We start from the raw sequence: 25,077 nt of genomic DNA, 5'->3' as shown, positions 1-25,077 counted from the left end.
TTTTTCCGCTCGCAGTCCGGGAGGGTTTCCCCATTCAATCCATTTCATGCGCTGCCATCGGATGCCGGAATCGATACCACATGGGAAACCAGCCCGCCGTCGCTGACTTCATGCACGAGGAAGGACGGAGCGTCGATCACTGGAAGATCGGCCCGGCCTTGGAGCAGAAGCGGATTGGGTGGGCAGAGGGAGCCGCAGGTCTGGACAGGGATTATTCCCAGCCGACCAAATAAAGGTCGGTGAACATGGCCGCAGAGAATCGCCAGCGGCAGCCTGTGCACCGTCTCCAGGGTGCTGAGAAGCGCACTGCCATTCCGGCATCCGACCTGGTCCAGCACCTCGATGCCGATCCTCAATGGCGGCTGATGCATGAAAAGAAGGGCCGGCGTCGTCACGTCCGCAAGCGCGCTCATCAGCCACGGCAGATGCGGCTGGACGTCGCCGTAGCTCTGACCAGCGACGGTCACATCGACACCGAAGAGGGTCAGGCCATCGACGGCTGTCCGGAAATGCATCGATCCCGTCGCATTAATCCACGTGCCGACGGCGGCAAGTTCGGAGCGCATCAATTGCGCATCATCACCGTTGCCCGGCAACAGGTGGACAGGACAGTCCAGCGACAGCAGGCTTTCGGCGACCAGGCGATAGCCTTGCCGCCATCCGTCGTCCACCAGATCTCCGGTGACAACCAGCGCATCCGGACGGAACGTCCTCAGCCAGCCTATTGCTCGCTCCAGCGTCTGGAGCGACGAAAGGTCCGGCCCTGCATGGATATCGGATATCTGCGCAACGAGCATGTTGTGCCTCTCAGCTCTGCCGGAGACAGTATGCCGAAACCGACAGCATCGGGCTACCGGCCTTAACCGTTCAATCGACGCGTTTTCCCTCGCCGTCGAACACATGCAGATATTGGGCCGGGAAGGCCACGTTGACTTTCGGCCCCGCCTTCAGCGCTTCGCGGTTCAGCGTGAAGATCTTGAACGGCAGACCATGCAGGGCAAGGTGCAGGATGATGCCGAAGCCTGTCGGTTCGACGAGTTCGACATCCGCGGCAAGCCCCGCCCCGCCGTCGCTCATCAACACATGTTCCGGCCGGATGCCGAGCGTCACCTTTGCGCCGTCTGAAAGCGGCAAAGGCTTTGCAAGCGGCACGATCGTGCCGTCCTTCAGCTTCACGCCGCCGGCATCATAGCTGGCTTCGAGGAAATTCATCCCCGGCGAGCCGATGAAGCCGGCAACGAAGAGATTGGCGGGGCGGTCGTAGAGTTCCAGGGGACTGCCGACCTGCTGGACCACCCCGCCATGCATGGCGACGATCCGGTCGGCCAGCGTCATTGCCTCGATCTGGTCGTGGGTCACGTAGATCGAGGTCGCCTTCAGGTCGCCATGCAGTTTCTTGATTTCGGCGCGCATCTGTTCGCGCAGGCGCGCATCGAGGTTCGATAGCGGTTCGTCGAACAGGAAGGCCTTCGGCTGGCGCACGATGGCGCGGCCCATGGCGACGCGCTGGCGCTGGCCGCCGGAAAGCGCCTTCGGCCTTCGTTCGAGCAGCGGATCGAGGCCGAGCTTGGCGGCGGCCGCGGCGACCGCGCTTGCAATCTTCTCCTTCGCCACCTTCCGCAGCCTGAGGCTGTAGCTCATATTGCCGGCGACGTTCATATGCGGATAAAGCGCATAGGACTGGAACACCATGGCGATATCGCGGTCCTTGGGATGCAACTCGTTGACCCTGACCCCGGCGATGCGGATCTCGCCTGATGTGACCTCCTCCAGCCCGGCGATCATGCGCAGCAAGGTGGACTTGCCGCAGCCGGACGGGCCGACGAGCACGACGAATTCGCCGTCTCGGATTTCGAGATCGACGCCGTGCAGCACCTGCACATGGCCATAGGCTTTGCGGATATTCTGGATATCGATCGATGCCATTTGTTTAACCCTTGACCGCGCCGGCCGTCAGGCCCTGGACGAGATAGCGCTGGATAAGCAGGAAGAAGAGGCCGGCCGGAATGAGCGCCATGACGCCCGCCGCCATCATCTGCCCGAAATCCACCGAGAATTTCGAAACGAAGGTGAGAAGGCCGACGGGGAAGGTCGCCGCGTCATTGCCGTTGATCAGCATCAGCGCGAAGAGCAGCTCGCTCCAGGCGGCAGTGAAAACGAAGCCGAGTGTGGCGGCGATCCCCGGCAGCGTCAGCGGCAGGATGATCTGGCGAAACGCCGTGAACTGGGTCGCCCCGTCGATCTTCGCTGCCTCTTCGAGATCCCTCGGGATGCCGTCGAAAAAGGACTGCATCAGGAAGGTGGCGAAAGGCACGTTGAAGGCGGTGTAGACGATGACGAGCCCGGTCAGGCTGTTGGTCAGATGCAGCGGCGAAAGGATCTTGAAGATCGGCGCGACCAGCATGACCAGCGGGAACATCTGGGTCAGCAGCATCAGGGCGATGATCCAGTATTTTGCCCGGAAATTGAAGCGCGACAGCGCGTAGCCGGACAGCGAGGCGCAGATCGTCACAGTCACTGCCGTCGAGGCCGAGACGATCAGGCTGTTCTTGAAGAAGGTCGGAAAGGCGCTGTGCCGCAGCACGAAGGCATAGTGATCCCATGTCGTGCGCGACGGCCACATCCGCACGCCTTCGCTATAGAGCAGGTCGTTCGGCGTCACCGACACCTTGAGCAGCCAGAACAGCGGAAAGAGTGCGAAGGCGATGTAGCAGAGGATCGCCAGACGGTGTGCGATGGTGGGAATGACGGATCGTCTCATGATCTCAATCCTTGTTCAGCAGCGTCTGCCGGAGCAGGATGATCAGCATCGAATAGGCAAGCAGCAGTACGAGCAGCACCAGCGCGATCGCCGAGGCATAGCCGAAATCGAGCCGCCTGAAGGCTGTCGTGAAGATGTAGCTGGCGACGATCTGCGTCCGGTCCGCCGGCCCGCCATTGGTCATGACGACGATGAGATCGGCGAAATTGGAAATCCACACGGTGCGCAGCAGCACGGTGATGGCGATCGTTGGCGCCAGAAACGGCAGGGTGATCGAGCGGAAGCGCTGGAACCAGCCGGCGCCGTCGATGGATGCCGCCTCATAGAGATCGCGCGGGATCGCCTGCAGGGCGGCAAGCAGCGTGATGGCGAAGAACGGAATGCCCCACCAGACATTGGCGACGATCGGCCCCCACATCGCATAGTTGGGATCAGAAAGGATATTGCCCGGCTCATGCATCAGCCCGAGGGCAAAGAGCCAGTGCGGGATCGGCCCGATGACGGGATTGAACAGCCAGGCCCAGTTGAGGCCGGCGAGAAAGGACGGCACCGCCCAGGGCAGGAAGACCAGCGCCTGCGCGATTGCCCTGCCCTTGAACGGTTTGTCGAGCAGCAGCGCCAGCATCAGCCCGAAAACGAACTGCAGGACGACGGAGGCGCCCGTCCACCAGAGCGTATTCCGCAGCGCCCCGTAGAAGGCGGCATCGCCGGCAAGCTCGCGGAAATGATCGAGCCCGATGAAGCCGCCGGAAAACGGATTGAGCAGCTGGATATCGCGGAAGGCGTAGGAAATGCCGACCGTCAGCGGCACCAGCATCACCGCAATGATCAGGATCAGCGACGGCGCGCTGTAGAGGTAGGGCTCCGAAGCATCGGCAACGCGACGCAGCCATGGCCTGCGGTCGCGACGCATGTCGAGCGTATCGGCGGAAATGGTCATCAGCCAGAGGTTCCCATTCGCGGCGTTCATGCGCCGTCTGTGTCATCAAAGAAGCGACGGCGGCCCCGTCTCGAAAGGCCACCGCCGTCAGTCCGTTGCTTATTTCTTGGCGAGGAACTTCTGCTGCGCCTTGGTGAGGTATTCCGCCCACTGGTCGGCCAGATCCTTTGCCGAGATATCGCCGAGCATTGCCTGCTGCGAGGTCTTGATCGCCAGCGAATCCTTGAAGAAGGCGAATTCCTCGAGGTAGGTCGGCATGACGGTTGGTACCGTGTTCGGGTCCGCCAGTTCCTCGAACCAGCCCTTGAACTGGTCACCGGCATAGAAGGGATCTTTCTCAGCCGCCGTATAGGCCGGCAGAGCGCCGATGCGCTTGTTCCACTCGATATTGCCTTCCGGCCCTTCGAGGGTGGCGATCAGCTTCCAGGAGAGATCCTTGTTGCCACTTGTCGTGAACATCGACCAGCCGCCATAGCCGATCGTCGGGAAGGACTTGCCGTCGGGACCCTTCGGCAGCGGCATGACGCCGAAATCGTCCTTGTTCATGCGTTCGGCGATGGCGATCAGCGCATCCGGATCCTGGTCAAGGAAAGCGCAGGTGCCGGAATAGAAGCCGGCGACGACTTCGTTGAAGCCCCAGTTGACGCTGTCCTTCGGCGCATAGCCCTTCTTGTAGAGATCGACCATCCATTCGATGCCCTTGGCCCAGCCGGGGCTGTTCATCGTCGAGGTGCCGTCGTCGTTGAAATACTTGTTCGAGCCGGCCATCGATGCGGCAAAGATCATCCAGCCGTTGAGGCCGCCCGGTCCGCCGCGCATGCAGTAGCCGTATTTGCCGGACAGTTTGGAAACTTTCTCCGAAGCGGCGGTGAATTCTTCCATCGTCTTCGGCGGTGCGGCGACGCCGGCTTCCGACAGCAGCTTCTTGTTGTAGAACATCGCCCTGAGATAGAAGCCGTAGGGCAGCATATAGGCGGTATTCTTGACGTCGCGGCCGAGTTCGAGCGCGCGTGGCGTCAGCTCCTTGGTGTGCTCCCACTTTTCGAGGTAGGGCTCCAAGCTCTCGAGCATGCCGTTATTGGCATAGAGAGACAGCCAGGTATCGGGCATTTCCATCACATCGGGCACGTCGCCGGCGGACACCATGGTCGCGAACTTCTGGAACGCTTCGTTCCAGGGCAGCGAGATGATGTCGACCTTGGTGCCGGGATTGGCGGCTTCGAACTTGCCGACGATCGATTTCAGCGTTTCGGTGCGCTCCGGGCTGGTGATGACTTCGACAAGCTTGAGCGTGGTATCGGCAAAGGCCGTGCCCGCCATCATCGAAGCAAAGAGCGTCGAGATTATTAGTTTTTTCATGGCTCAGTTCCCCCTTATTAGGTTTCTCTCGGGTTTCAGGATTGTGAGGCGGCGGCGAGCGCCTCCTCGATGTCTCTCCACAGAGCCTCGGTTCCTTCGAGGCCGACATGGAGACGTACGGATCGCGCATGGATGCCGAAGGCATGTGCGGAATTCGGTTGTGCCTTCTGCTGAAGCACCACCTCGCCCGGTACGATCAGGCTTTCATGTCCACCCCAGCTTACGCCCAGTTTGAAGAGCTTGAGGTGATCGGCGAAGGCGCGGATATCGACGCCCTCGCGGAAGATGAACGAAAACAGGCCCGAGGTGCCGTTGAGCCCGGCGGGCAGACGGTTGGCGAGCCCCGGATGGCAGACCGTCTCCACCACGTCGAGCTTCTGCAGGCGCCTGGCGATCTCGAGGGCAGAGCTTTCGTGGGCCCTCATACGCAGCGGCAGCGTGCGCAGGCCGCGGATCAGGAGCCAGGCGTCGAACGGCGAAAGCTTGCCGCCGAGATAAGGATAGGCCTCGGCCTTGACGCGCGCAATCATCGCCTTCGAGCCGGCGATGACGCCCGCCACCACATCGCTGTGGCCACCGAGATATTTCGAGGCCGAATGAATGACGAGGTCGACGCCGAGCGTCAGCGGCCGCTGGAAGAACGGGCTTGCCCAGCTGTTGTCGATCATCGAGACGATGCCGTGTTGTCTGGCGAGTGCTGCGAGCGCTCCGACATCATGCGCTTCCATCACCCAGCTCGTCGGGCTTTCCATATAGAACAGCTTGGCGCCGGGCAGCGCCTTGGCGACCGCTTCCTCGTCGCGCCCGTCGACATAGGTCACCTCGATCTTCATCCGCTTCAGGATCGTGCCGAACAGACGGAAGGCATCGGGATAGACATGTTTGACGGCGACGATGCGGTCGCCCGGCTCGACGAAGCTCAGCACTGCCGACGAAATCGCGGCCATGCCGCTGGCAAAGCCCAGCGCATCCTCGGCACCTTCGAGCTTGGCGAGCATTTCTTCGAAGGCGCGCACCGTCGGGTTCAGGCCGCGCGTATAGATCGGCCGCACCTTCTCGCCGCGATAAGAGGCGATCATGTCGTCATAATCGGAAAAGGTGAAAAGCGAGGTCTGGAAAATCGGCGGCACGACGGCGTCTGCGAAGTTGCCTTCGTCATGAGCCGTGATGAGGGAAGCAAGATCGAACGGTTCTGCGCCGTTGCTCATTTGGACATTTCCTTGATGTCTTCCTCGACGATATCGAGAATTTTCAATGTTTCCGCGCGCGCCGCCTCGGGATCCCCGGCAGCGATCGCGTTAAAAAGTTCGCGGTGAAAGGGAAAGGATCGGCGCGCGAAATCCTGCCGGTCGAACGGATGTTCCCAGAAACGCTCGAAGGTCTCGCGCATCTGCTCGAGAAGCTGGCGAAACAGCGGATTGTGGGTGGCGTCGTAGACAGCGAGGTGAAAGGCCAGATCCTCCGGCCCGGAGGTGCCTTTCTCGATATGCACCCGCTCCATCTCGTTCAGCTTTTCCTCGATGACGACGAGATCGGTGCTCGTGCGCCGCCGCGCCGCAACCATACCTGCCTCGCATTCGATGCCGCGGCGAACCTCCAGCGTCTGCAGCAGCACGTCGCGCAGATGAACCGTGTCGAACGACAGCGGCATGTGGATCGTCGCCCTGGAAACCGGTTTCAGCAGATAGGTGCCGCTGCCCTTGCGGGTTTCGATGACGCCGAGCGCCTGGAAGTGTCGGATCGCCTCACGGATGGTCGAGCGGCCGACGACTAGGGCTGCCATCAGCTCGCGCTCGGCCGGTAGCCGGTCACCCGCCTTCAACCTGGCTTCCTCAACATAGTCCGCCAGCGCATCGGTCACCTGACGCGCGCGGTCCATGACCGGAAGCGGCCGGATCACCGGCCTGTCGCTGCTATTTGCCTTCATGGTTCCCCATTTTCTTATCAGGCAGTCAGAGCTTAAAATTGGTCTGACATCTTAGCATTTCTCAAATGGCGGAATGCGTCAAGTTGTGTTTGTCTGTAGATGGCCCCGCTCCTCCACAATGTCCTTTTGCACCCCCGAAAAGGCCCCAAAGTATCTGAATCGATGTCCCGCGTGGGCAATCGATCGCAGGGGGAGGTAGTCCGATCCACAGACACGGAGCGCCGATTACGGTCACTGCGAAACCATGAACGGAATGCCGCCCGGAGGTTGAGGTCGAGTGCTCGAGTCTCGTCGGGTGCACCACTCGTCTTCGACGCTGCGTACTATGGAGGAGCATCTTGTGGTATGGTAAGCCCGCCTAGGTTTGCGCCTGGATCCCTTGGTTTGATAGATTCTCCGCGATAGCTTTGCGCCTAACGTCACGGGCCTGCGACACCGTTCTGAAATATGCCCTTGCATTCGGAATGGCGCGCTTTTGAGCTGAGGGATGTGGCTCCGATAAGATTTCCGCTGGATCATGTCAGAAGACACCTATGAAGTTATCCGACGCGCGAGCAGTCAGTTCGTCGATCGACAACCGGCTACGACAGAAACTGCCGAAGCTGCTGCTTCGTCGCTCCCTCGGCTCCCGCATTTTCGAAGTGAGCATCACCTTCTTGCGTGGGCGCGCCAGATATGTCGCTGGACCCGAGTTGCGATGCACATTGCTCCTTAAAAAACGTCACGCATCCTAGACCTTCAGTAGCAAAGGCTGCTTCTCCTCCAGGTGGGTCGACCTGTTCAAGATGGCGTGAACAGAGCTCGACAGTGGCGGCGCGTCACCTTGGACAACTCCGAGGTCGACTTTGTCGCCGACTGTAAGCTGCGTCCGTTCGGCGGCGGCGACTGGGAATACACGTTTTTTGTAAGCAGAGGCTAACTTGAACGCTCAACGAGGGAACTCGCTATGCCATTTTTGATTGAGGCCGCTCCTGACTTCATATCGCTGAAGTTTGAGCGCGCGATGGCTAGTCTCGCCTGCAGTCCTCGACATAGCCCCGAGAACACTTCCTACGTCAGCTACGGCCCGTTCCCGAAGCGTGTGCTGGCAACCCCGCCGCAGACGGACGACGATGTCAGGCTTGCCTCTGCCGCAGGCTGGCAATACCTCATCGACGACGGCCAGGGTCTCGCTGTAATGGACATCTCCGGCGAACCCGAAGGATCCTTCAGCCGCGTAAGGCGTGGGCCTTCCACCGCCTTCATGAACGCCCTGGATGAAATGCAGCGGAATGCGGCACATAGGATCGAGGACATGGAAGTGTGGATGCTCGAAATTCCTTCAGCGCACTGCGCAGCGATGGTACTGCACGGAAATGATTTCGAACTTTACCCAATTTTCTCCAACGGTGAGTCGGTAGGGCCCGGAGCGAAAGACGTTGCGAATTTCGCGTCCGGGATTGACCCTGCATCGGATCCGTCAAATAAGATCTGACGGAATTCCGGAAGGAGTCACTGACAACCCCTGGGCCGCCTCTTCAAGGTTTCTCGCGGCATGATCCTCTGCTCCACCCTTGCGGGTTCAAAGCCCACCTTTGATAGGGCCTCGCCAACCGTTTCGGTACGTTGGCAAGGTTATCCGGTCGCCTCTGTGTCGCCAGGCTTGGCTCCCTCGCTCTCTGTATCATGTGACATGCAGTCTCCGATCACGATGGTTCGTTATCGCTCGGCTACAGCACTAGAATACGCGCAACCCCAGCGGGTTTTCGAGCTTGCATAAAGGCGGCAGTAGTCATCGTCCGCAATTCGCCAACAGCGGACAAAAACAGTGCGGATCAAGGTAAGCCACTACCGATCCCATTCCGAACGTTCATCGATACAAAGGTCTTCGTCGCGACCTTCCGCCATTCTAGCTTTTTTGATACGAAGTTCAGCTACTTCAATCGTAAGCGCGTAGGCCATCCCACGTATCTTTCGGACTGCTGATCAGCGATTTTCTGCATGAATCATGCGGAGAATCCTATGAGCGATACTGTGAATCACCATCGAACCTTTGAGGTTTTGACGGCTGAGCCCGTGCGACAAAGACGCAAGCCCCGGGAATGGTCGGATGACGAAAAGACGCGGATCGTCGCCGCGGCGCTGCAGCCTGGGGCCAATGTCTCGGCGGTTGCCCGGTCTGAAGGCTTGGATCCCTCGCAGCTTTATGGGTGGCGTCGCAAGGCACTGGCATCGGGAGTTGTTGCGCCGCTGACGGAGGAAACGGGCAAGCAGATCAAGTTCGCGCGCGTTGAAACGGTAAGCAGCGGCTCGGTAGATATTGTCATTGCAGATATGGTGGTGCGCGTCGGCGGCGATTTTGACCCCGATCACCTGGTGAAGGTTCTGCGGGCGGTTCGCAAGGCATGATCGCGTCTGGTGTTGTGGTCTATGTGTCGTGCCAGCCAGTCGACTTCCGCAAGGGGTCCGCGTCTTTGATGGCGCTGGTGCGCGATGGCGGTCTCGATCCCTTCAATGGCGCGCTTTACGTCTTCCGGTCGAAACGGGCAGACAAAATTAAGATCGCGTGGTGGGATGGCAGCGGGGTCTGCCTCTATTTGAAAACCCTGGAAGATCAAGGCTTCTGCTGGCCGGGCATATCGGCGGCACGGATACGTCTTGACCATTCTCAGCTCATGGCGTTGCTGGCCGGAATGGATTGGAAAAAGATCCGCCCGACCAAGGTCAGGCGACCCTTGTTGACGGGCTGACAGCGCCTGCGGCAAGATGAATCATGCCGCTGTAATGGTTGGGAAAACGGCTGTTTTTGTGCTCTACTCATTCCCATGGATTTGCCCCTTCACGACCTGCCGGACGACGTTGACGCGCTGAAAGCGATGGTTCTTGCGCTGGCCCGCGAACAGGCCGCGAAGGAAGCCCGGCTTGTCACCGCGGCAGCCGAGATCGCCCGGTTGGAAGCGGTGGAGAAGAGTGCCAACGAGCGGATTGCCAACCTCACATCGATCCTGAAGGTTCTGCAGCGCACCCAACACGGCACCCGTTCCGAGCGACTGCGCCTTGGCGTCAATGACGAGCAGGTGTCCTTTGCCTTCGAGGAAGTCGAGACCGGCCTTTCGGCAATCCAGAGCGAGCTTGATTACGCGGCCAAAGACAAGCCGAAACGAGCACCACGTCCGCGCAAGGGTTTTGCCGCTCATCTCGAACGCATCGAGGAAGTGATCGAGCCAGAGATCCCGGCCGGCTGCGAGGGGCTGGAAAAGGTCCTGATCGGTGAGGATCGCTCCGAACGATTGGATGTCGTGCCGCCTCAGTTCAGGGTCATCGTGACGCGTCGCCCCAAATATGCCTTCCGGGGCAACGATGGCGTGATCCAGGCTTTGGCACCGGCACACATCATTGAAAGTGGCCTGCCAACAGAACGGCTGCTCGCCTATATCGCCGTCTCCAAATACGCCGACGGCCTTCCGCTTTACCGGCAGGAGGCAATCTATCTACGCGACGGTGTCGAGATCAGCCGATCGTTGATGGCCCAGTGGATGGGGCATCTGGGCTTCGAACTGCAGATATGCGCCGACTACATTCTTGAGCGCGTCAAGGAGGGCGACAGGGTCTTCGCCGACGAGACGACATTGCCTACCCTCGCACCGGGTTCGGGCAAGACGACGAAAGCCTGGCTTTGGGCCTATGCTCGCGATGATAGACCCTTTGGTGGAACCAGTCCGCCGATGGTGGCCTATCGGTTTGAGGATAGTAGGGGCGCAGATTGCGTGGCGCATCATCTCTCCGGGTTCAACGGCATCCTGCAAGTTGACGGATACTCGGCCTATACCAGTCTGGCCAAGACGCGTGCCAAAGCCGGCAGCAATGAAACGATCCAGCTCGCAGGGTGCTGGGCGCATCTTCGCCGCAAGTTTTACGATCTTCACATCAGCGGTGTCTCCAAGGCCGCAACGGACACGATCGTCGCGATGACCGAGTTGTGGGGCATCGAAGATGAGGCCCGCGGTCGGGATGCCGACAGCCGCTCCACGCTGCGTCAGAAGAAGTCGGTGACCATCGTCGCCAACCTCTTCGATCTTTGGGAAAAGGAACTGGGCAAGGTCTCTGGCAAGTCCAAGACCGCCGAAGCTATCCGCTACGCGCTCACCCGGCGCGAAGCACTGGAGCGCTTCCTGACGGACGGCCGGATCGAAATTGACTCCAATATCGTCGAGCGCGCAATCAGGCCCCAAACGATCACGAGGAAGAACAGTCTATTCGCCGGTAGCGAGGGCGGTGGACGGACATGGGCGACGCTGGCCACGCTTCTCCAGACGGCCAAAATGAACAATGTTGACCCGCTCGACTGGCTCTCCCAGACATTGACCCGCATCGCTAAAGGCTGGCCAGTATCCGAGCTCGAGGCGCTTATGCCATGGAACTTCAGGCCTGACGCCATCAGCTAACCGCTTACCTTCAATCACTTGAAGCGAGTTTTATGGATACCTATTTGCGTGTTGGTCGTGTGACCAAACGATGGGGGAAAGTGTAAATGGCGAAATGTACTGCACCGGTTCGTGGTCATACGGGCGGCGGCGCGGCGTCCTGCCCTGCGTGCTCTAGCCGGTCGCGATACGGCGGCTACAGCCGCTACGACTATGGATCATACTCCTCGCCTTCATACCCAACTACCTCTTCCTCATCCTCCGGACTTAGCAGTGGTCGAAGCAGCGGCGGCGGGTCCAGTCGCCGCACGTCAAAGCCCCGTTGGTCGAGTGGCGGTTCGTCAGCGTGGTACACACCGGAACAAGTACAGGCGCTTACGCCGGTTCGCGAAAATGTTGAGAGCCTAGCGGCGTCACAGCCAGATCTCCGAGATGTGTTCCTTTGTCATGCGTGGGATGACAGGCAAGGGGCCGCCAAGGAACTTCATGATCTGCTTGAAGCGCGGGGCGTTCGCGTGTGGTTCAGCGAGAAGGATCTTGGCCTTGGTGTGCCGATGATGCGGGCAATCGATAAGGGCTTGGTGAATTCGCGCGTCGGTATTGTTCTGGTAACCCCGGCTATGTTGCGCCGTCTCCCGGCGGAAGGCATCGCAGACAAAGAGCTATCGGCGCTCCTCCGCCGCGAGCGGCTCGTCCCGGTTGTTCACGGAACGACCTATGACGAGCTTGAGAAGGTCAGCCTCTTGCTAGCCTCCCGAGCGGGGCTAAACACAGCAGAAGAGTCGATGGAGGAAGTCGCGAAAAAAATCGCCGAACTGGTCGCTACCTAGTCGCCCACCATAGGGGTTAAATTGCGAAATCTTTTTTATGGCTTATCCCGTTCGCACAGGTAAACACTTCTAATAGTATATTCGCGGGGAGCAGAAATCCGTTTTCCACAACGAGGTAGAGGCGATCCTCGGTCGAGAGAAGGTGTAGGATCAACGAGGTCAGGATCAGGCCAGATTCTCCAAAAAATGTCGCGTCCGGCTGTAGGGCTGGCCAACCGGTCCACAGATGTTTCGGAGTTAGGCACAAAACGCCAGCAGGGACACCATCCGGCTCAAGCAGTCATTTTGAAAAGTCAGCCGCAGCTAAATTGCAGACCTAAGCGCGGCTCGATGGAGGTCCCTGCTGGAACGAATCTTACCTCGTTGCCTCGCCCTTGTCCGTTTGTCGCTACCAGCCCGAACTTCCCAAGGTATCTAAGGCCAGCATAATACCTTGACGCGGGTGGCGAACCTGGAATAGCGCCGCTAGATTCATTTGCTTGGACGTATTCAAAAAGGCGGGGTCTACCAGGATCGATATCCTCGTCAGCGGCGTCCGATCCAAAGAATGACAGGCGTTCCGCAAGTGGCGTACGTATTGGAATGTTGCCTTTGTGGCAAGTAGTCCAATAGGCTCCTTGCTTCGGCTGAAAGAAATGGAGCCCGTAGCCTGTTCCGAAATAGTATGTCGTTCCGTCATCGCTGACGTAGACAACCATCCCCGAATTATAGGGCTTTTTCCATATTTCAGTCCACTCGCTCGATTGCGACGGCCATAGTGCGCCGAACTTTTTCAGGGTCAGGCGCTCTTCCATACCCAAGCCCCAAGTCATCCTGTAGGTCACTTCGTAGCCAGCAGGCCCAAGCCGAATTGTGGTCGACCGCGCCATCGCCACATGCCAGACGGCGTAGGCGAAGCAAACCATCCCCATAACCACGAAAACGCGGCGCATCGTGCCTCCTAAAATTCGTGTCTTCCGATGCAATTTTTAGCTGTATTCTTTCGTTTCTGGAACTAATAAATTTCGGATGCCCGAACGGCCACATAAGTCGCTGCGCCCACGTTTCGGTAAGCTTTGCTCAATACAAAGGTCACGATGTGAACTGAAACATCAATGATTGGTCCGCTGCAATCGAGACAAAGAGCGGCTACCAGACCCTGCCGTGTCCCTCCGTGGCGCCACCGCTCGCATGCGCTCCGATCACCAGCGCGGACGGCCCCGATCGAGTCTTTCGCGGCCTGTTCTCCGAACGCCAAGCTGTCGACGCTGATGAGACGGACGTTTCTGGACCCCGAGGAAACGGAGCACTGTGGTGATGTAAGACGACGCATGCGGCAAAACGGTTTTGGCCTCCTCTTTAAGTTCCGATCGGCTCGCAAGCGCGGCGGCCTGTTCGGGCGTCCTAACCTTCACGCCGCTTAAAGACAAATACCTCGTTTTGATCGGCACGAATTATTGCCGGGGCATCCACCCTTGTGCAGTTTACAGCCACCTCCTGGTCAGGAAAATGAGACATGATCTCTGTCTCAACCTCGCCCATGTTTTCCTTGTCGATTTCACTTACAGCCAAGTCAAATATCGCGCGTACTTGAATATCTGAACTGCTCCAAGAGCACGTTACCGCTCGTAAATTGGGGCTAACGCTTCCTAGGAGTGACTGCTGTACAGCCAGCAAAACCCGGACGCGTAATTCAGTTTTTTCTGACAGGGTCGTGGCCTCGACGGTACAATTTGCACTCTCTTGCAGCCATGGAAATGATTCCTTTTGTCGTCGGTTTCTCTCACCGGCCACCGGATCAACATAACTGCCGATGACCTTGCCAAAAGGCTTCGTCCGGACGAAGTCGCACGACGTCGCGGCAAGAAGGGGTAGGCTGCTCGATCACTTCGTATAGACTATTAGGCATTTCCCATTTTCCTTCCCAACGAAACTGATGGGACGGGTGGTTTTGCCTCCGTCAATAGATATTTCCGCGAGCAGTTCTGGATTCTCGAAAGACTGCAACTCTTTTATTAAATCGCAAATAGTCTTTCCTCTCTCCGTCCAGTTTTGAGCGTCGACGACGTTTGATATCATTTCAATCACCTATGCGGTCTAGTTCGTGTCGTAAGTCCCAAGTCGGGTGGCCTTGCTGCCGAGATTCTTGATAGACGTTGCTATCTTCCAAGCGCCCCCGTAATGGCCATCCAAGTCTCGTGTAATATATAGATATCTCCCGGTCTGGCATCCTCGGATTAAGAGAGTCGCCCAAAGTTGAGGGGAAAATTACCCGGTTCTCGGGCAGTCAGTAGCAACTGCCACCGATACGATGTCGATCCGAAAAGTGGTTCGATCAGTCCATTTTTTGGATCGCCATTCGGTGGCCTAGTCTCTCCGCGCGGCATCCTCGATGGAGCAACGAACATCCAGGGACGCGCAAGATAGGCGTCACAAATCAGCACGCCCGAGGAAATCCCAGGTCTCCTTTTCCAGGTGCAATCCATCCGACAGCTCTTGAATGACTATCAGTTCCCCCTGGGGTCGGCACCACGTCATACTCGTATAACTGCGTGCACAGATTCTCCAGCGCGACCGCACACTCATTATACTCTGCCAGAGATACATATTCGCGAATATACTCGTCAGGTAACCGCCTGCCGAAATCACGGATCAATTCTGTAAGGCGATTCTCAATGTCCATATGAGCCTCAATACCGTGGGTAGCCTGTGATGATGCCCTCGCCGGCCGGTTCAATCACGATCTTGACAGGTACACTCCATCAACAACTGGACACTTCAGAGTCGAAGGCCAGCATCATGATGCTGGTAGATGCTTTTGCACCCAATTCGCCGCACGCAAATATTCGCTGCCGTCATTCAGAACCTAACACCCAATCACAGTTCCAAATTGTGAATATCAATATCGGTCGAAATGACCCACGCATTCTGTTCCATATGTTCTAGGAATTCCTGCGGAATCCCGACCGAGTATTTTTCAATATAATATGCCAAATCGCTCGGCCACAAGAAAACCCCATCCGTCAATAGTGACAAAGATCCAATTATGTTTCGCTCAGCGGAAACCACATCTCTCGAAAGACCCGGAGATACGACGCAAACCGTTCCCGATCTCAGATATGCAATGACCTTTGCTCTTTTTTCTAAAGAGAACTCCGAGAACGACGAATCTATACTCAATCCCTCCGGACTCCCATAGGGCAGCTCTCGAAAAAAACCGATACGCTTCAGTTGTTTTTTCATGGTTTAATTCCCGGCGTAAATGTGTTCCACGCTCCGCTGTTGACGGTTGCTTCTGAACCTACGGTGAGGGTGCCGTTAGGGTGAATCCAAACCGTGTCGCTTGGCGCGGTAACAGGAGCACCAATTTGGTTTGCCATGCGATCTTCGTTGCCGGTGGCATGTATTACTTGATCATGAACGAGCGCCTTGCTGCCAAGGCTTCGAAATTCGGCAACATTACCTACACAACTCCATTCACGATCCACACCGGGATCGCTTGGGGCTCTCCGGAGTGTCCGCAAGAGATCAGAGACGAGTATTTACATCTTCGCAGTCAAAGGCTGAAGCACAGCGCTGTCGTTGCGATCCCCATGTTGTTCCACCTCATTTTCCTTCGGCCTTATTATCAGTAGCGACACGAAGACCGCTTCTCTAATCGGGCATTTCGTCGCTTCTTCCTGGAATGTCCGCTGGACGGGCGATGGGAACTTCGGTGTCTCGCGGCCGTTTGGTTGCAGATGCGGCGTATCGGGCGGATATCCTGCGCCTCGGGCGGCAGAAGAGATCGTCATGGCAAGGGATGCCGACATAACCATATTAAGAAAGCGCGGAATGCTGGCGACCGTGCGCGGCGTCGTCGCGCATAGCGTGGGCGGGGCCGAAGTCGAGACTGCGCCCTGCGATATGCTACTGGGTAATGCAATTCTGCATGTCGCGAGACTGGACGTTTCGGTTTGCACGACCGCCGCCGCGAGTGTAGTTGCGGAGGGCATGATGTTGAATTGCGAGGACTGCCGTCGGCTCGCCTTGAAATATGGCGACAAGCTTGAAGTTCGTGAGTAGGAAGCAAGAGCCCTGAGCACTGGCCAGCTTGCTGGGCCTAAGGAACCTCAATCGGACATCAACACGACAACCGACCTCGGAGCCACGAGAGAATTCAGTTCGATGATGGTGTTCGGGAGTTTCATGGTTGAGACGTGGGGCATTGAACCGCCTCGGCTGATGGTCTTTCGTCCACCGTTCTTCACCTTTGAGTTCTCGTAATCGGGCAGCGTTGTGAAGCAGATGGGGATTGCGTTCATGTCGGCCTCCGATGACGGACGCCGCATGACGTAGAAAAATATCTCCTGCCATTCAGTGCGAGGTGATCGCACGACCGCTGGACGCGAGATGCTCAGTAATGGCGCGCCGGATTTCGGTAACCGTGTCGAAGAGCCTGTTGTCCAAGTCGATGACATTGAAGCGGACAGCGATGAATTTGAGACGGTTTTCGACAGGGACCGCGATCCCGACTTCCTGACCGTTGAATACGACAGCTTGCTTTTGCATAACAAACCTCGGGCGCGCCACACGGGAGCACCATCTTAGAAAAGTGGAACAAAGGGTTTACGACGCGTCAGTTTGCCGTCGTAGTTCGGTATCGGATCGAGACGAGATCACGCACTCGCTGCACCATTGCAAAGAAACGAAGTCGGGCAAACAACGTCATCATCCTCCTCAAGCGAGGTCAAACGACCGCTGAGTATCGCCGGCGGGGCCCGTTATTTCGGAACTATTCTGTAAAAAACGTAGTCGAGAAACTTCGAGTAAGCAACTGATTTTTGTTATTATTTAGCGTTTTGAATCGTATGACAATTACCGCGGGTGCGAAGTTACAAATGATGTACGTTCGTCCGACCCATCGTCGAAGGCCCGTCAACGGCTTTACTCGGCGATATTGCAGACTAGGCGGCATCCATTACATTGTATCTTTCAGCCAAGGGACCCTGGCAATATTTTCTTTCATGGCTTTGTTTCGAGGCCAGAATAGGTGACGTCTCGATAAATGCCCGCCCTGGCGCGCGATGCTCGGTTTTGTCACCGTTGTAACCTTCTCGCGGAAACGTTACAACGCGCAGACATCCGCAGTGTATGCCACGCTCAGCCGATCTTCATCCACGGCTGTTTCGGCAAGCACAACGGCCATAGCCTCGCTAGAATCCAGCCGTTCTACGGGCCTTGGCGGCCCCCCGCAGGTATCTCGGGTGACTGACATTCATGAGCGATCCATCGCCGTGGGAGGCCTCGAAAAGTTCAGCTACGGGTAGCCAATCTCTGGCGCGATCTACTATCGGCGAGTTCCGCCAGGTGTCCGAGGTCATACTTCGACAGGATTTCTGTCACCTTGCGAGCCCTGGCGACGAGCCCGACGTTCAAGCAGAAATCTAAGTGCTTCAGGTACCGCGCTCATCGAAGCTGTAGGTCTCGCGGCCGGTCGAGGCGTGATCCATGAAGGCGCCTTCCAAACAGGCTGGCCGACCTGCATGTAGTATCAAGTCTGGTGTCAGAAACGCGGGATTCCCTCTGCCCGGCGACACTGTAGTCAGTGTTGCGCCGCTGGTCCCGGCCCGTTAGTCCGGGAGCGCCACCGGCCTGCCATGCGGCGTGCTGAGATAGGCTTGACGCCATTCGCACTCGCGCCGATCCACTTCCGAATACAGCGCTATTCCGGTGCGATCGAGAACAAGTTCGAGGGCCGCCTTGAACGCCCCGTAATAGGTCGCATCGTCGTCGGTTTCACCGGCGCGCGCGCGCTTTACGAGTTCCGCGCCCAGGGTTTGCGACCAGTCCTCCGGGTCCAGTTTTCCCGAAGCGAGCAGCAGTTCGACAATCGCGACGACCTGGGCATGCCATTGCTCCTGGAAGGCGGGATTTCGGTCGCGAGATCGAAGCGAACCACGGGAAATCTCAGGCTGGGTCAAGGTAGCTCTCCCACATGTCGATCAGGAGCACGTCGCGGCTGTCAGCCGCTTCGGGCCAAAGCTCCTTCATATCGAAGCGAACCGCGTAGGTCTGCTCGATGGAAATCCTGCCGGTCGCGGAAAGATCCGGCAGAGGCTGCGGCCCTGTCACGCTTTCGATGATACCGCGGCGCCCTCGCACGTAGGATGGCAAGCGGGTGTGCATCGAACCGCTGTCTCGCTTGGCGACGACCCTGTCGCCGGGTTTGAAGGAGTCAAAGACCCTCGCGCTCTCTGTCTGCGGCGGCATATGCTGCAACTGCATCTCGGCAGACCTTGCGTGCCCGTCCACGAATTCCTGGACATCGGCAATGCCTTCATCGATCGCCGTGACCATCATCGCCAGTGTCCACTTTTCGAAATAGTCGAAGCGGAGATAGAGGTCCGGCGGCAACCGTTCCAGAACGTGACGATACCAGTCGAGCGTCCATCCGGTTTCTTCCTGGCTGAGTTTCGACATCGACATCATCGCAATCGCCCAGAGGCGCGCTTTCCATTCTTCAGGAAACATCACGTCGTCATCGTCGTACTGGTGCAAGACCGGCCCAAATCCCTGCCTGCCGCCGAGATCGTGGATGGTATCCATCACCTGGCCCCCGGCGTGAGATCCCTCGACGTGCCGATCATCGAATTGCGGGTCACGAGCGTCGCTAACTGCTCTTCCGACCAGCCTTCGGTCGCCTCGGGTCGCTGCGGAATGACCATGTAACGACGGTCGGATGTTGAATCCCACACCCTGATCTCCACCGATTCCGGCAAGGCGATGCCGAACTCCTGAAGGACGCCCCGAGGATTGCGGGCGGCACGGGCCCTGTACTCGGTCGATTTATACCAGGAAGGCGACATGCCGAGGATGCCGAGCGGATAGCAGGAACACAGCGTGCAGACGATCAGGTTGTGAACATCCGGGGTGTTGAAGACTGCGCGCAGATTGTAATCCGGCTCGACGCTTGGCACCACTTCTGCAAAGGCAGAGATCGCATTCTCTGCCAGCCGATCGGCGAAGGCCTGATCTGTCCAGGCATGGGCAATCACCTTGGCGCCGTTCATCGGCCCGACATTTTCTGCATAGTTGTCGAGCCAAGCGTCGACAGCATCGGCATCGAGAAAGCCTTTTTCGGTCAGAACCGTTTCCAGGGCCTTCAGACGCAACGCGGGCTCCGGCGGCAGGTGGCTATGCAATTCGCGATGAAGTTTGGCGGCCTTGTCAGAGTCATACGAGGTCATGGCGCTCCCCCTGGCTGACAATCATTTCTGGCGTGGAGTAGTAGCGCAAAAAGCGCGTTTTGTCATGCTGCGGCACGTCGTCCGCCATCAGAGGCCTGCAAAACGGACGGACAACGTCGAAGGCGGCGGGAGAAAGTTCCTGTACACCCGACGCATCCGCGGCCCAAAGCGGAACCGCAGCGGGCATCTCGTCCTGGAGCGTCACGGCGAAGCTTCGCAAACGAAACGCAGAAGCCCTTCTAGGAAGAGGCGAACGAGGCGCGCAGATTTTTTCTCTCGCTGGCGTCGAAGATGCGTTCGGTCTGGATGTCACTTATTACGTTACGAACAGAATTCGAGACGTTCAAACGAAACAAGGCGGGCTGACGGCCGCGAGCCAAGTTGGAACAGTGCCAACCCGCGCCTAAGGATGAAGACGGCCCCGCGCGATCGCCCTCTGCTTCAATCTCTTGGCCTTATTCTTCTGCTGCCCGGACTTGTGCGGATTGTAATCGGCTAGCGCATGAGCCGGATTTGCGGTCTGATTTTCGGACGCCTGGATCGGCGCCTGGATGCATGCGATCGCTTGTTCGCAGAATTCGCCTACCGTGACGCCGTACACCGCGCTAGATGCATGACCGTTGGATGTGAATAGTCGATAGGAATCGCCGGCCGACGTCATCGAAGACCGATCGACGGACAGATAGCCTTCATCCTTGGGGGTTGGCGCGAAGGCCTGGCTGGTCGGAGTGAACGGCTGACTGGAAAGCTCACCGTCCTGGATGAAACTCGGATGGATCTGCCGAAACAATATTTCGTCCTTGTCCTCGAGATGCACTGCCGTCACTTGCCGGTCCTCAGATCGAAGAATTCGAGAAATTCGTCGCCCACGGCATCGAAACGCTCCGGCAGAATTTCATCCGTACCGTCCACTTCGATGCCGTACATCTCAACGCTGCCGTCGCTTGGGAATTCGACGGAATAGTCCCAGCCACCGACATCCAGTTCGAACACGACACCGCCCGACGGTGTTGGAAACAGCTTGTAGGCGACAGCTTGGAACGGTCGTTTTGCGAGGAAGGTCTCCGCGGCCTTAATGGCGGCCGCGCTCGGCGGCTCGCCGGATCCGTCGAGCCAGCCAGACCGGTAGTCGCGCAGTTCGTTCAACCGCTCGCGGCACTTCATGACTTCTTCCGATACCTTCTCGTCGATCACATCCAGATCGTACACGTCGACGACGCTTCTATAAACATCTCGGTCATCGAGTTCGATCTGGATAGAAATCTGAACCGGCGACCCGATATTTCCATCGAATTCCTCGGCCACACGATCGCGATCAACGCGGACGTCGATCTCCCCGTATTCCTTAGTAGAGATCTGTAGCATGCCGTCGATGTGGATGCCTGTGAGGATCCCAAAACCGTCGAACCGCGTCTGATAAGTCTCGCGTACCTGAGTGATCAACGACTTGCGTCGATGCGTATCGAGGTAAACCACCTTTCCGTCAGCGCCCGTGCTCCCAAGGAACTCGATGCGCTCTCCGGGCCTGAGACCGGCGCCCAGCCGATTGAGCGCCCGAATCTGTTCGGACGGCAGCGACGAAGGGAACTTGTTCACGCCGGCATTGTCGATCAGATCGACGATCTTCGAAAACGAGTCGCCCACGAGCACGTCGAGCTCGTTGTCGAACCCAGGTAGCAGCTCCTGAGCCGTCTCCCGACTCCAGTCGAGGCGCGGCATCGCGCTTCCTTCATCGATCGCAACGAGATCGAACGTGATGCTCCCGTCAAACCCCCTGGGCAGTCGCTTTCTCCCTCTATGGGAAACGCGCCAGGACTCCTTGGCGTAAGCGGCAAGCAGATCTCGAAATGCCGGGAGATCGGAGAGAACTTCCAGCGGAAGCCGCGCGCCGTCAAAACGCTTTCCGACGTAGCGTAACTGGAACGATCTGCCACCGCTGCTCATGTTCGAATCCCTCGCGGACGACCTTATATGGCTTGTTCTGGTTAATATATAGATAGAACCCTCTCGACTGTCTTAGGCATGCATGCAAACGTTGGCGGCTAGTTTCGGACACACGCCGGCGGTTCCTTTTAGCATTCTATCGAGATTGGCCCGCCAATTCCGCCCGTTCGGCTCAGGTATTTTTGCCAGCACATGGGACTGCAGTTTCAGGCCTGCCCTGATAGATGGCGACCCGGATTCAGTACGCGAGCTCTTAGTCCTCTCTCGGCAGCCCTTGAAGGAACGATCATGATCCCGAAGTCGGCCACCTTTGACTGCCGCACCTCCATCGGCGACTGAAGAGGCCGCTGTCGAGTTCCGTCAGTCACTACCAGAGCATCGAGGATGACAGTGCACGTCCCTCTCGGTCGGCAGGATTGCAGCGTGGCTTCAAAACTCGTCGTTGAAGGGTCCGCGTGATCTGGGAAGGTCTCGCCCCGCTACCCCAAAAAATTAACCGAGCAGCCTTATGTGTCCGTCGCCGGAGAGGAGGCATCAAGGGAACCCATGCGACGCAAGCCTACAGAGCCGGAGATACTTGCAGAGATCGCCTCGACTTCGTTGCGTCAGCATGTCGGCGGAGCTGCGGGTGGTAAAGGCTACCACTTCCAAGATCTTGTTGCTGTTGCCAGAATCCTGGAGTGCGGCTCGACCTGCTTAGGTATCGGCGACAGTCCGCTTATAACGCAGGAAAAGCGGGGATCAAAGACTGACGATTTGCACATGGACTGGCCCGAGGGTTCCTTTTCGCGGCGATATCAAATCAAGTCAGAAGAGGAACTTGGATGGGACACCAACCTGCAGAAGCAGTTCATCGTAGAGCATCGTAAGGATCCGCACGCAGAGCTGGTGCTGACAGTTCATCGCATGGATCTCGCGGAAAAGCTGAAGATCGAGCGACATGACTACGAGCTTTCGTTCGTAACGGTGAACCACGTTAGTATTGCGCTTCGCCATAATCCCCATCACAACCGGGAAATATGCAGGCTCATAGACTCCGTGAGCCTAGTACCCGCTCACCCGACGTTCTTTGCGAGTATCTGGCATCACATATATTCCGTCTGGATCCACGATTGGGAGCGGAAGGGCGATCTGTTGGAGCTGTTTGAAGATCTCAGCCGTACATCCCGCTACATCATAAGTTCGCTCAAGGCTCCCAGCAACGAAACCAATGACCTTGTTTGGCTGCTGAATGAAACGATGAAGGGCAAGTTGCACTTCGCCGCCGACAGTGAGACGCTCGTCGTTACGGGTCGACAGGGCCGGACGTTAGTGCCGTTGCCAGTTCTCATGTCGGCTGTCGACGACGGTTTCTGGAATGATTTCCCACAAGACCCCTGGGAGTTTTGGGACGCGATCGGTGGCTTTGGAATTGATGAAGATTGCGACGATGAATATTACGACAGCGTCGATTGACGCGCTTTTCGCTATCACCGACCGCAAACGCACAGCGCGCGAGCTTAGACGCCTAGCCGATCTGGTTGCAGACGAACTGGCGTCGAAGCTGGGAGGGCAGCCGGCGTACGTGGTAGGATCCGGTCCAGACCTCGATCAGTTTGGAGCGAGAGTGGCCGACAAGCTTGGAAAGCAGCTCCTCGGCGCCGCGGCCATTTGGACACACTTACTTCCCCACCGCGTAGCGGGAAATATCCGAAACTTCTGCATAAGCCAGGAGATCATCGAGCCGCTTCCGCCGAAATCCACCGTGGTTCTCTGCCAGTCAGTCATTGCGGACGAATTCGAAGTGCAAACCATCATCTCGCGCTTGCAGATGGAACAGCGAATTGATCGATTGATCATTTGTGCGGCGGCACTAGCAACAGAACTGCGAGCTAGGCTGACGAAGTACTTCCGATATGACGGCCTGGAGGTCGAGTTCGTTGCAGTGCTGGACTTCGCCACAGAAACAGAACTCTTGAGAGATCATATTTACTCCGTTTTAGACGATCGCCCGATGAAGATCGTTCCTATCATGTCGCGATGGATGATGGAGCGCACCTTCGGCCCCAAGCCCTCCTATGACGATAAGCCTAGGCCGAAACCTAGACCTCGAAGGCCCGGACCGAACGGTTGACGGCAGCGTCGCGTCCAACACTAGGTAAATCCACGCCGATTCCGTATCACGCAACCAATGACATTGAGGATGGTGATCACCCCTTCCCCGGAACTTTGAATGACTGCTCGGTCGGCGTCGGCGCCGTCTGCGGGAACCCCGGCAGTATCCGCGTTGTGGAGGAAATCGAAGGCGAAGCTTTCGGAATAGAGATCGACCTTCGGGAACCAATATCCCGGAATCCCACGTGCTGAGATGGCGGTCTGGTATACGTCGCCGGCACGCTCACAGCAGAGACGGACTTTCGACCAGACCCGGCCGAGCTTTCTACGCGGATGTTTAAAGCCGGTTCGAGGCGGCATCGCAAAGGTGCCATTTCATCTGGTACCCGTAATCGTTCTTGTGACCATAACACCAGCCGAACGTGTCGAGCATGGCACCAATTTGTTCGCGCCGCGCGCATGCCGTCTGCGTCTCAGGACTGTCGGGATTGGTGCTGCCGCGGCATTCGCCGTTCTCCACATGCCACTGGCTAATGATCCGGTCCGGCGCCTGTGCGCCTCTGTCCGTCGCAAGCACCTTACTGTTTTCGGATTCGATCTGGCTCGTTGCAGGATTCCAGACGAGCGCAAACTCAGCCATCCCGGAGGAGGTCTTGCCTCTTTCACGGCTTCTTGCGAACCACTCGACGACGCCGGATACGTCACATTTCTCCGCACATACCGCCGCCTCGGATCCGGGCTTGACGCTATAGATGCGCTCCGGCCATCGCTGCGCGAACGTCGCCTTGTCCTTCATAACGGCGTCGCGGTCGACGACCTTGCCGTAGAATGTCACCTGGTCCTCATATGCCTTGTGCATGAAGGCAAGCGCCGTCGAATTATCGCGTGACCACGCCTCGTGGTATCGCCGGATAAACTCAAGCGCATTGTCGCGAGATGTGCGGGGCGCAGTCGCCGTGGCCTCGGCCTTTGGGTTCGGGCTGGAGACTGGATTATCGGCTGTCTGTGCCGTCACGGCATCGTTGGATGTGATGATGTTCCAGTCGCGCATCTCGGCCGTCGTCAGGTACCGCATGTCCGAACTTTCGATCGACAGGCTGAGCCTGAGCAGGTTCGGGCTCACTCCGATGTCGGACAGATAACCGATGATCTCGCCGGTCATCGTCTGCACCGTGGCGACCGCGGTCTTGTTGTCGAGTGCTGCGTCGTCCGAGAACGAAGCCTGATGGACGCCGATCGAACCAGCTTCGGCCGAGCGCTTCACGCCGCCGAGAAATGCGAGAGCGCATGCCGAGGCGCACTGCGTCGATCGGATCTGAACGGTGTTTGCCGACAACGCACGGATCGCTCGTCCGCTCTTGATTGCGGCCACGACGCTTCCGCCATTGGAGTCAAAGCTAATCACGGTCGGCTGATACTCGGAGTACACGGCGACGAGTTTCATCGGATCGTCAGAGGGTTCGAACTCGCCCTTGATGACCAGTAGCCGCCTGCCATCGTCGAGAGATAGCCGCTCATACGTGATCGCAGCGGCCGCATTCTGGGCGTCGACGCCCACTAGCGCCAAGGCGATCACGAGAATGGAGAGAAGCTTTGCAATAAGGCTCATCG

27 protein-coding genes and 1 pseudogene are annotated in these 25,077 nt (G+C 57.9%); 8 read left to right on the top strand and 20 right to left on the bottom strand.

The annotated features are described in order from the left end of the window. Positions 1-44: 44 nt before the first annotated feature. The 7 genes from CUJ84_RS31105 to CUJ84_RS31075 all read right to left on the bottom strand — a co-directional run bounded on the left by CUJ84_RS31105 (position 45) and on the right by CUJ84_RS31075 (position 6,987). A complete protein-coding gene (locus CUJ84_RS31105; protein ID WP_105009451.1) occupies positions 45-797 on the bottom strand; it encodes a metallophosphoesterase in 753 nt (250 codons plus the stop codon). A 70-nt stretch (positions 798-867) separates the two neighbouring features. After that, positions 868-1,926, bottom strand: coding sequence for an ABC transporter ATP-binding protein (locus CUJ84_RS31100; protein WP_105009450.1), 1,059 nt, complete (start codon positions 1,924-1,926; stop codon positions 868-870). A 4-nt stretch (positions 1,927-1,930) separates the two neighbouring features. Next, a complete protein-coding gene (locus CUJ84_RS31095; RefSeq protein ID WP_027687424.1) occupies positions 1,931-2,761 on the bottom strand; it encodes a carbohydrate ABC transporter permease in 831 nt (276 codons plus the stop codon). Positions 2,762-2,765: 4 nt separating this feature from the next. After that, entirely contained in the window at positions 2,766-3,701 is a 936-nt protein-coding gene (locus CUJ84_RS31090) for a carbohydrate ABC transporter permease (protein WP_105009663.1), read from the bottom strand. 99 nt (positions 3,702-3,800) lie between these two features. Next, a complete protein-coding gene (locus tag CUJ84_RS31085) occupies positions 3,801-5,060 on the bottom strand; it encodes an ABC transporter substrate-binding protein (protein WP_105009449.1) in 1,260 nt (419 codons plus the stop codon). Between the two features lie 35 nt (positions 5,061-5,095). After that, positions 5,096-6,268, bottom strand: coding sequence for a PLP-dependent transferase (locus tag CUJ84_RS31080; RefSeq protein WP_105009448.1), 1,173 nt, complete (start codon positions 6,266-6,268; stop codon positions 5,096-5,098). Continuing rightward, positions 6,265-6,987 carry a FadR/GntR family transcriptional regulator gene (locus tag CUJ84_RS31075; protein ID WP_105009447.1) on the bottom strand — a complete coding sequence of 241 codons (723 nt, stop codon included), beginning with the start codon at positions 6,985-6,987 and terminating at the stop codon, positions 6,265-6,267. Before CUJ84_RS31075 ends, CUJ84_RS31080 begins: the two co-directional genes overlap by 4 nt. A 946-nt stretch (positions 6,988-7,933) precedes the next feature. Here CUJ84_RS31075 and CUJ84_RS31070 point away from each other — a divergent pair. From CUJ84_RS31070 to CUJ84_RS31050, 5 genes are all read left to right on the top strand, one after another. Next, positions 7,934-8,461 (top strand): hypothetical protein, encoded by a 528-nt coding sequence (locus tag CUJ84_RS31070; RefSeq protein ID WP_105009446.1) that lies wholly within the window; start codon positions 7,934-7,936, stop codon positions 8,459-8,461. 506 nt (positions 8,462-8,967) lie between these two features. After that, a complete protein-coding gene (locus CUJ84_RS31065) occupies positions 8,968-9,375 on the top strand; it encodes a transposase (RefSeq protein WP_245457544.1) in 408 nt (135 codons plus the stop codon). Then, entirely contained in the window at positions 9,372-9,716 is a 345-nt protein-coding gene (gene tnpB / locus CUJ84_RS31060) for an IS66 family insertion sequence element accessory protein TnpB (protein ID WP_105005955.1), read from the top strand. The genes CUJ84_RS31065 and tnpB overlap by 4 nt, the downstream gene beginning before the upstream one ends. Positions 9,717-9,791: 75 nt before the next feature. Further along, positions 9,792-11,411, top strand: coding sequence for an IS66 family transposase (gene tnpC, locus CUJ84_RS31055; protein ID WP_105005954.1), 1,620 nt, complete (start codon positions 9,792-9,794; stop codon positions 11,409-11,411). 86 nt (positions 11,412-11,497) lie between these two features. After that, positions 11,498-12,220, top strand: coding sequence for a toll/interleukin-1 receptor domain-containing protein (locus tag CUJ84_RS31050; protein WP_105009445.1), 723 nt, complete (start codon positions 11,498-11,500; stop codon positions 12,218-12,220). Between the two features lie 293 nt (positions 12,221-12,513). Here the strand turns inward: CUJ84_RS31050 and CUJ84_RS31045 are convergent, their stop codons facing one another. The 5 genes and pseudogenes from CUJ84_RS31045 to CUJ84_RS38105 all read right to left on the bottom strand — a co-directional run bounded on the left by CUJ84_RS31045 (position 12,514) and on the right by CUJ84_RS38105 (position 15,687). Next, complete coding sequence (locus CUJ84_RS31045; protein ID WP_105009444.1) at positions 12,514-13,152, bottom strand: hypothetical protein; 639 nt, start codon at positions 13,150-13,152, stop codon at positions 12,514-12,516. Between the two features lie 1,127 nt (positions 13,153-14,279). Next, positions 14,280-14,407: pseudogene (locus CUJ84_RS31035) on the bottom strand (toxin C-terminal domain-containing protein); the annotation flags it as partial. 229 nt (positions 14,408-14,636) lie between these two features. Beyond that, positions 14,637-14,882 (bottom strand): MafI family immunity protein, encoded by a 246-nt coding sequence (locus CUJ84_RS31030; protein WP_245457603.1) that lies wholly within the window; start codon positions 14,880-14,882, stop codon positions 14,637-14,639. Between the two features lie 194 nt (positions 14,883-15,076). Further along, positions 15,077-15,442, bottom strand: coding sequence for a hypothetical protein (locus CUJ84_RS31025; RefSeq protein ID WP_105009442.1), 366 nt, complete (start codon positions 15,440-15,442; stop codon positions 15,077-15,079). Then, positions 15,439-15,687, bottom strand: a complete 249-nt coding sequence (locus CUJ84_RS38105; protein WP_158686983.1) for a hypothetical protein — start codon at positions 15,685-15,687, stop codon at positions 15,439-15,441. Before CUJ84_RS38105 ends, CUJ84_RS31025 begins: the two co-directional genes overlap by 4 nt. A gap of 304 nt (positions 15,688-15,991) precedes the next feature. Between CUJ84_RS38105 and CUJ84_RS31015 the strand changes: the two genes are divergently transcribed. After that, complete coding sequence (locus tag CUJ84_RS31015) at positions 15,992-16,264, top strand: hypothetical protein (protein ID WP_105009440.1); 273 nt, start codon at positions 15,992-15,994, stop codon at positions 16,262-16,264. A 291-nt stretch (positions 16,265-16,555) separates the two neighbouring features. On the opposite strand, the gene CUJ84_RS31005 is transcribed toward CUJ84_RS31015, so the two are convergent. From CUJ84_RS31005 to CUJ84_RS30975, 7 genes are all read right to left on the bottom strand, one after another. Further along, complete coding sequence (locus CUJ84_RS31005; protein ID WP_003577126.1) at positions 16,556-16,750, bottom strand: hypothetical protein; 195 nt, start codon at positions 16,748-16,750, stop codon at positions 16,556-16,558. 1,061 nt (positions 16,751-17,811) lie between these two features. Further along, a complete protein-coding gene (locus CUJ84_RS31000; protein ID WP_105009439.1) occupies positions 17,812-18,162 on the bottom strand; it encodes a hypothetical protein in 351 nt (116 codons plus the stop codon). Beyond that, positions 18,149-18,787: a nitrile hydratase subunit beta gene (gene nthB / locus CUJ84_RS30995; RefSeq protein ID WP_105009438.1), complete on the bottom strand. Its 639-nt coding sequence runs from the start codon at positions 18,785-18,787 to the stop codon at positions 18,149-18,151. The genes CUJ84_RS31000 and nthB overlap by 14 nt, the downstream gene beginning before the upstream one ends. Next, positions 18,787-19,428, bottom strand: coding sequence for a nitrile hydratase subunit alpha (gene nthA, locus CUJ84_RS30990; RefSeq protein ID WP_105009437.1), 642 nt, complete (start codon positions 19,426-19,428; stop codon positions 18,787-18,789). Before nthA ends, nthB begins: the two co-directional genes overlap by 1 nt. Further along, positions 19,415-19,633 carry a hypothetical protein gene (locus CUJ84_RS30985; protein WP_105009436.1) on the bottom strand — a complete coding sequence of 73 codons (219 nt, stop codon included), beginning with the start codon at positions 19,631-19,633 and terminating at the stop codon, positions 19,415-19,417. The genes nthA and CUJ84_RS30985 overlap by 14 nt, the downstream gene beginning before the upstream one ends. 198 nt (positions 19,634-19,831) lie before the next feature. Beyond that, a complete protein-coding gene (locus CUJ84_RS30980) occupies positions 19,832-20,254 on the bottom strand; it encodes a hypothetical protein (RefSeq protein ID WP_245457602.1) in 423 nt (140 codons plus the stop codon). Next, on the bottom strand, positions 20,251-21,372 hold the full coding sequence (locus tag CUJ84_RS30975) for a hypothetical protein (protein WP_105009435.1): 1,122 nt from the start codon (positions 21,370-21,372) through the stop codon (positions 20,251-20,253). Before CUJ84_RS30975 ends, CUJ84_RS30980 begins: the two co-directional genes overlap by 4 nt. A 546-nt stretch (positions 21,373-21,918) precedes the next feature. On the opposite strand from CUJ84_RS30975, the gene CUJ84_RS30970 reads away from it, so the two are divergent. Together CUJ84_RS30970 and CUJ84_RS30965 are read left to right on the top strand one after the other, a co-directional pair. Further along, on the top strand, positions 21,919-22,827 hold the full coding sequence (locus CUJ84_RS30970) for a hypothetical protein (protein ID WP_105009434.1): 909 nt from the start codon (positions 21,919-21,921) through the stop codon (positions 22,825-22,827). Further along, positions 22,802-23,485, top strand: coding sequence for a hypothetical protein (locus CUJ84_RS30965; protein WP_105009433.1), 684 nt, complete (start codon positions 22,802-22,804; stop codon positions 23,483-23,485). Before CUJ84_RS30970 ends, CUJ84_RS30965 begins: the two co-directional genes overlap by 26 nt. A gap of 318 nt (positions 23,486-23,803) precedes the next feature. Here the strand turns inward: CUJ84_RS30965 and CUJ84_RS30955 are convergent, their stop codons facing one another. Then, the gene (locus CUJ84_RS30955) at positions 23,804-25,075 is read right to left on the bottom strand and encodes a hypothetical protein (protein WP_105009431.1); all 1,272 of its coding nucleotides are present in this window, start codon (positions 25,073-25,075) and stop codon (positions 23,804-23,806) included. Positions 25,076-25,077: the final 2 nt, after the last annotated feature.

Source organism: Rhizobium leguminosarum (assembly GCF_002953715.1).
Lineage (GTDB): Bacteria > Pseudomonadota > Alphaproteobacteria > Rhizobiales > Rhizobiaceae > Rhizobium > Rhizobium leguminosarum_V.
The sequence above is the reverse complement of the archived record's forward strand: the minus strand, read 5'-3'. Positions and strand labels throughout refer to the sequence as shown.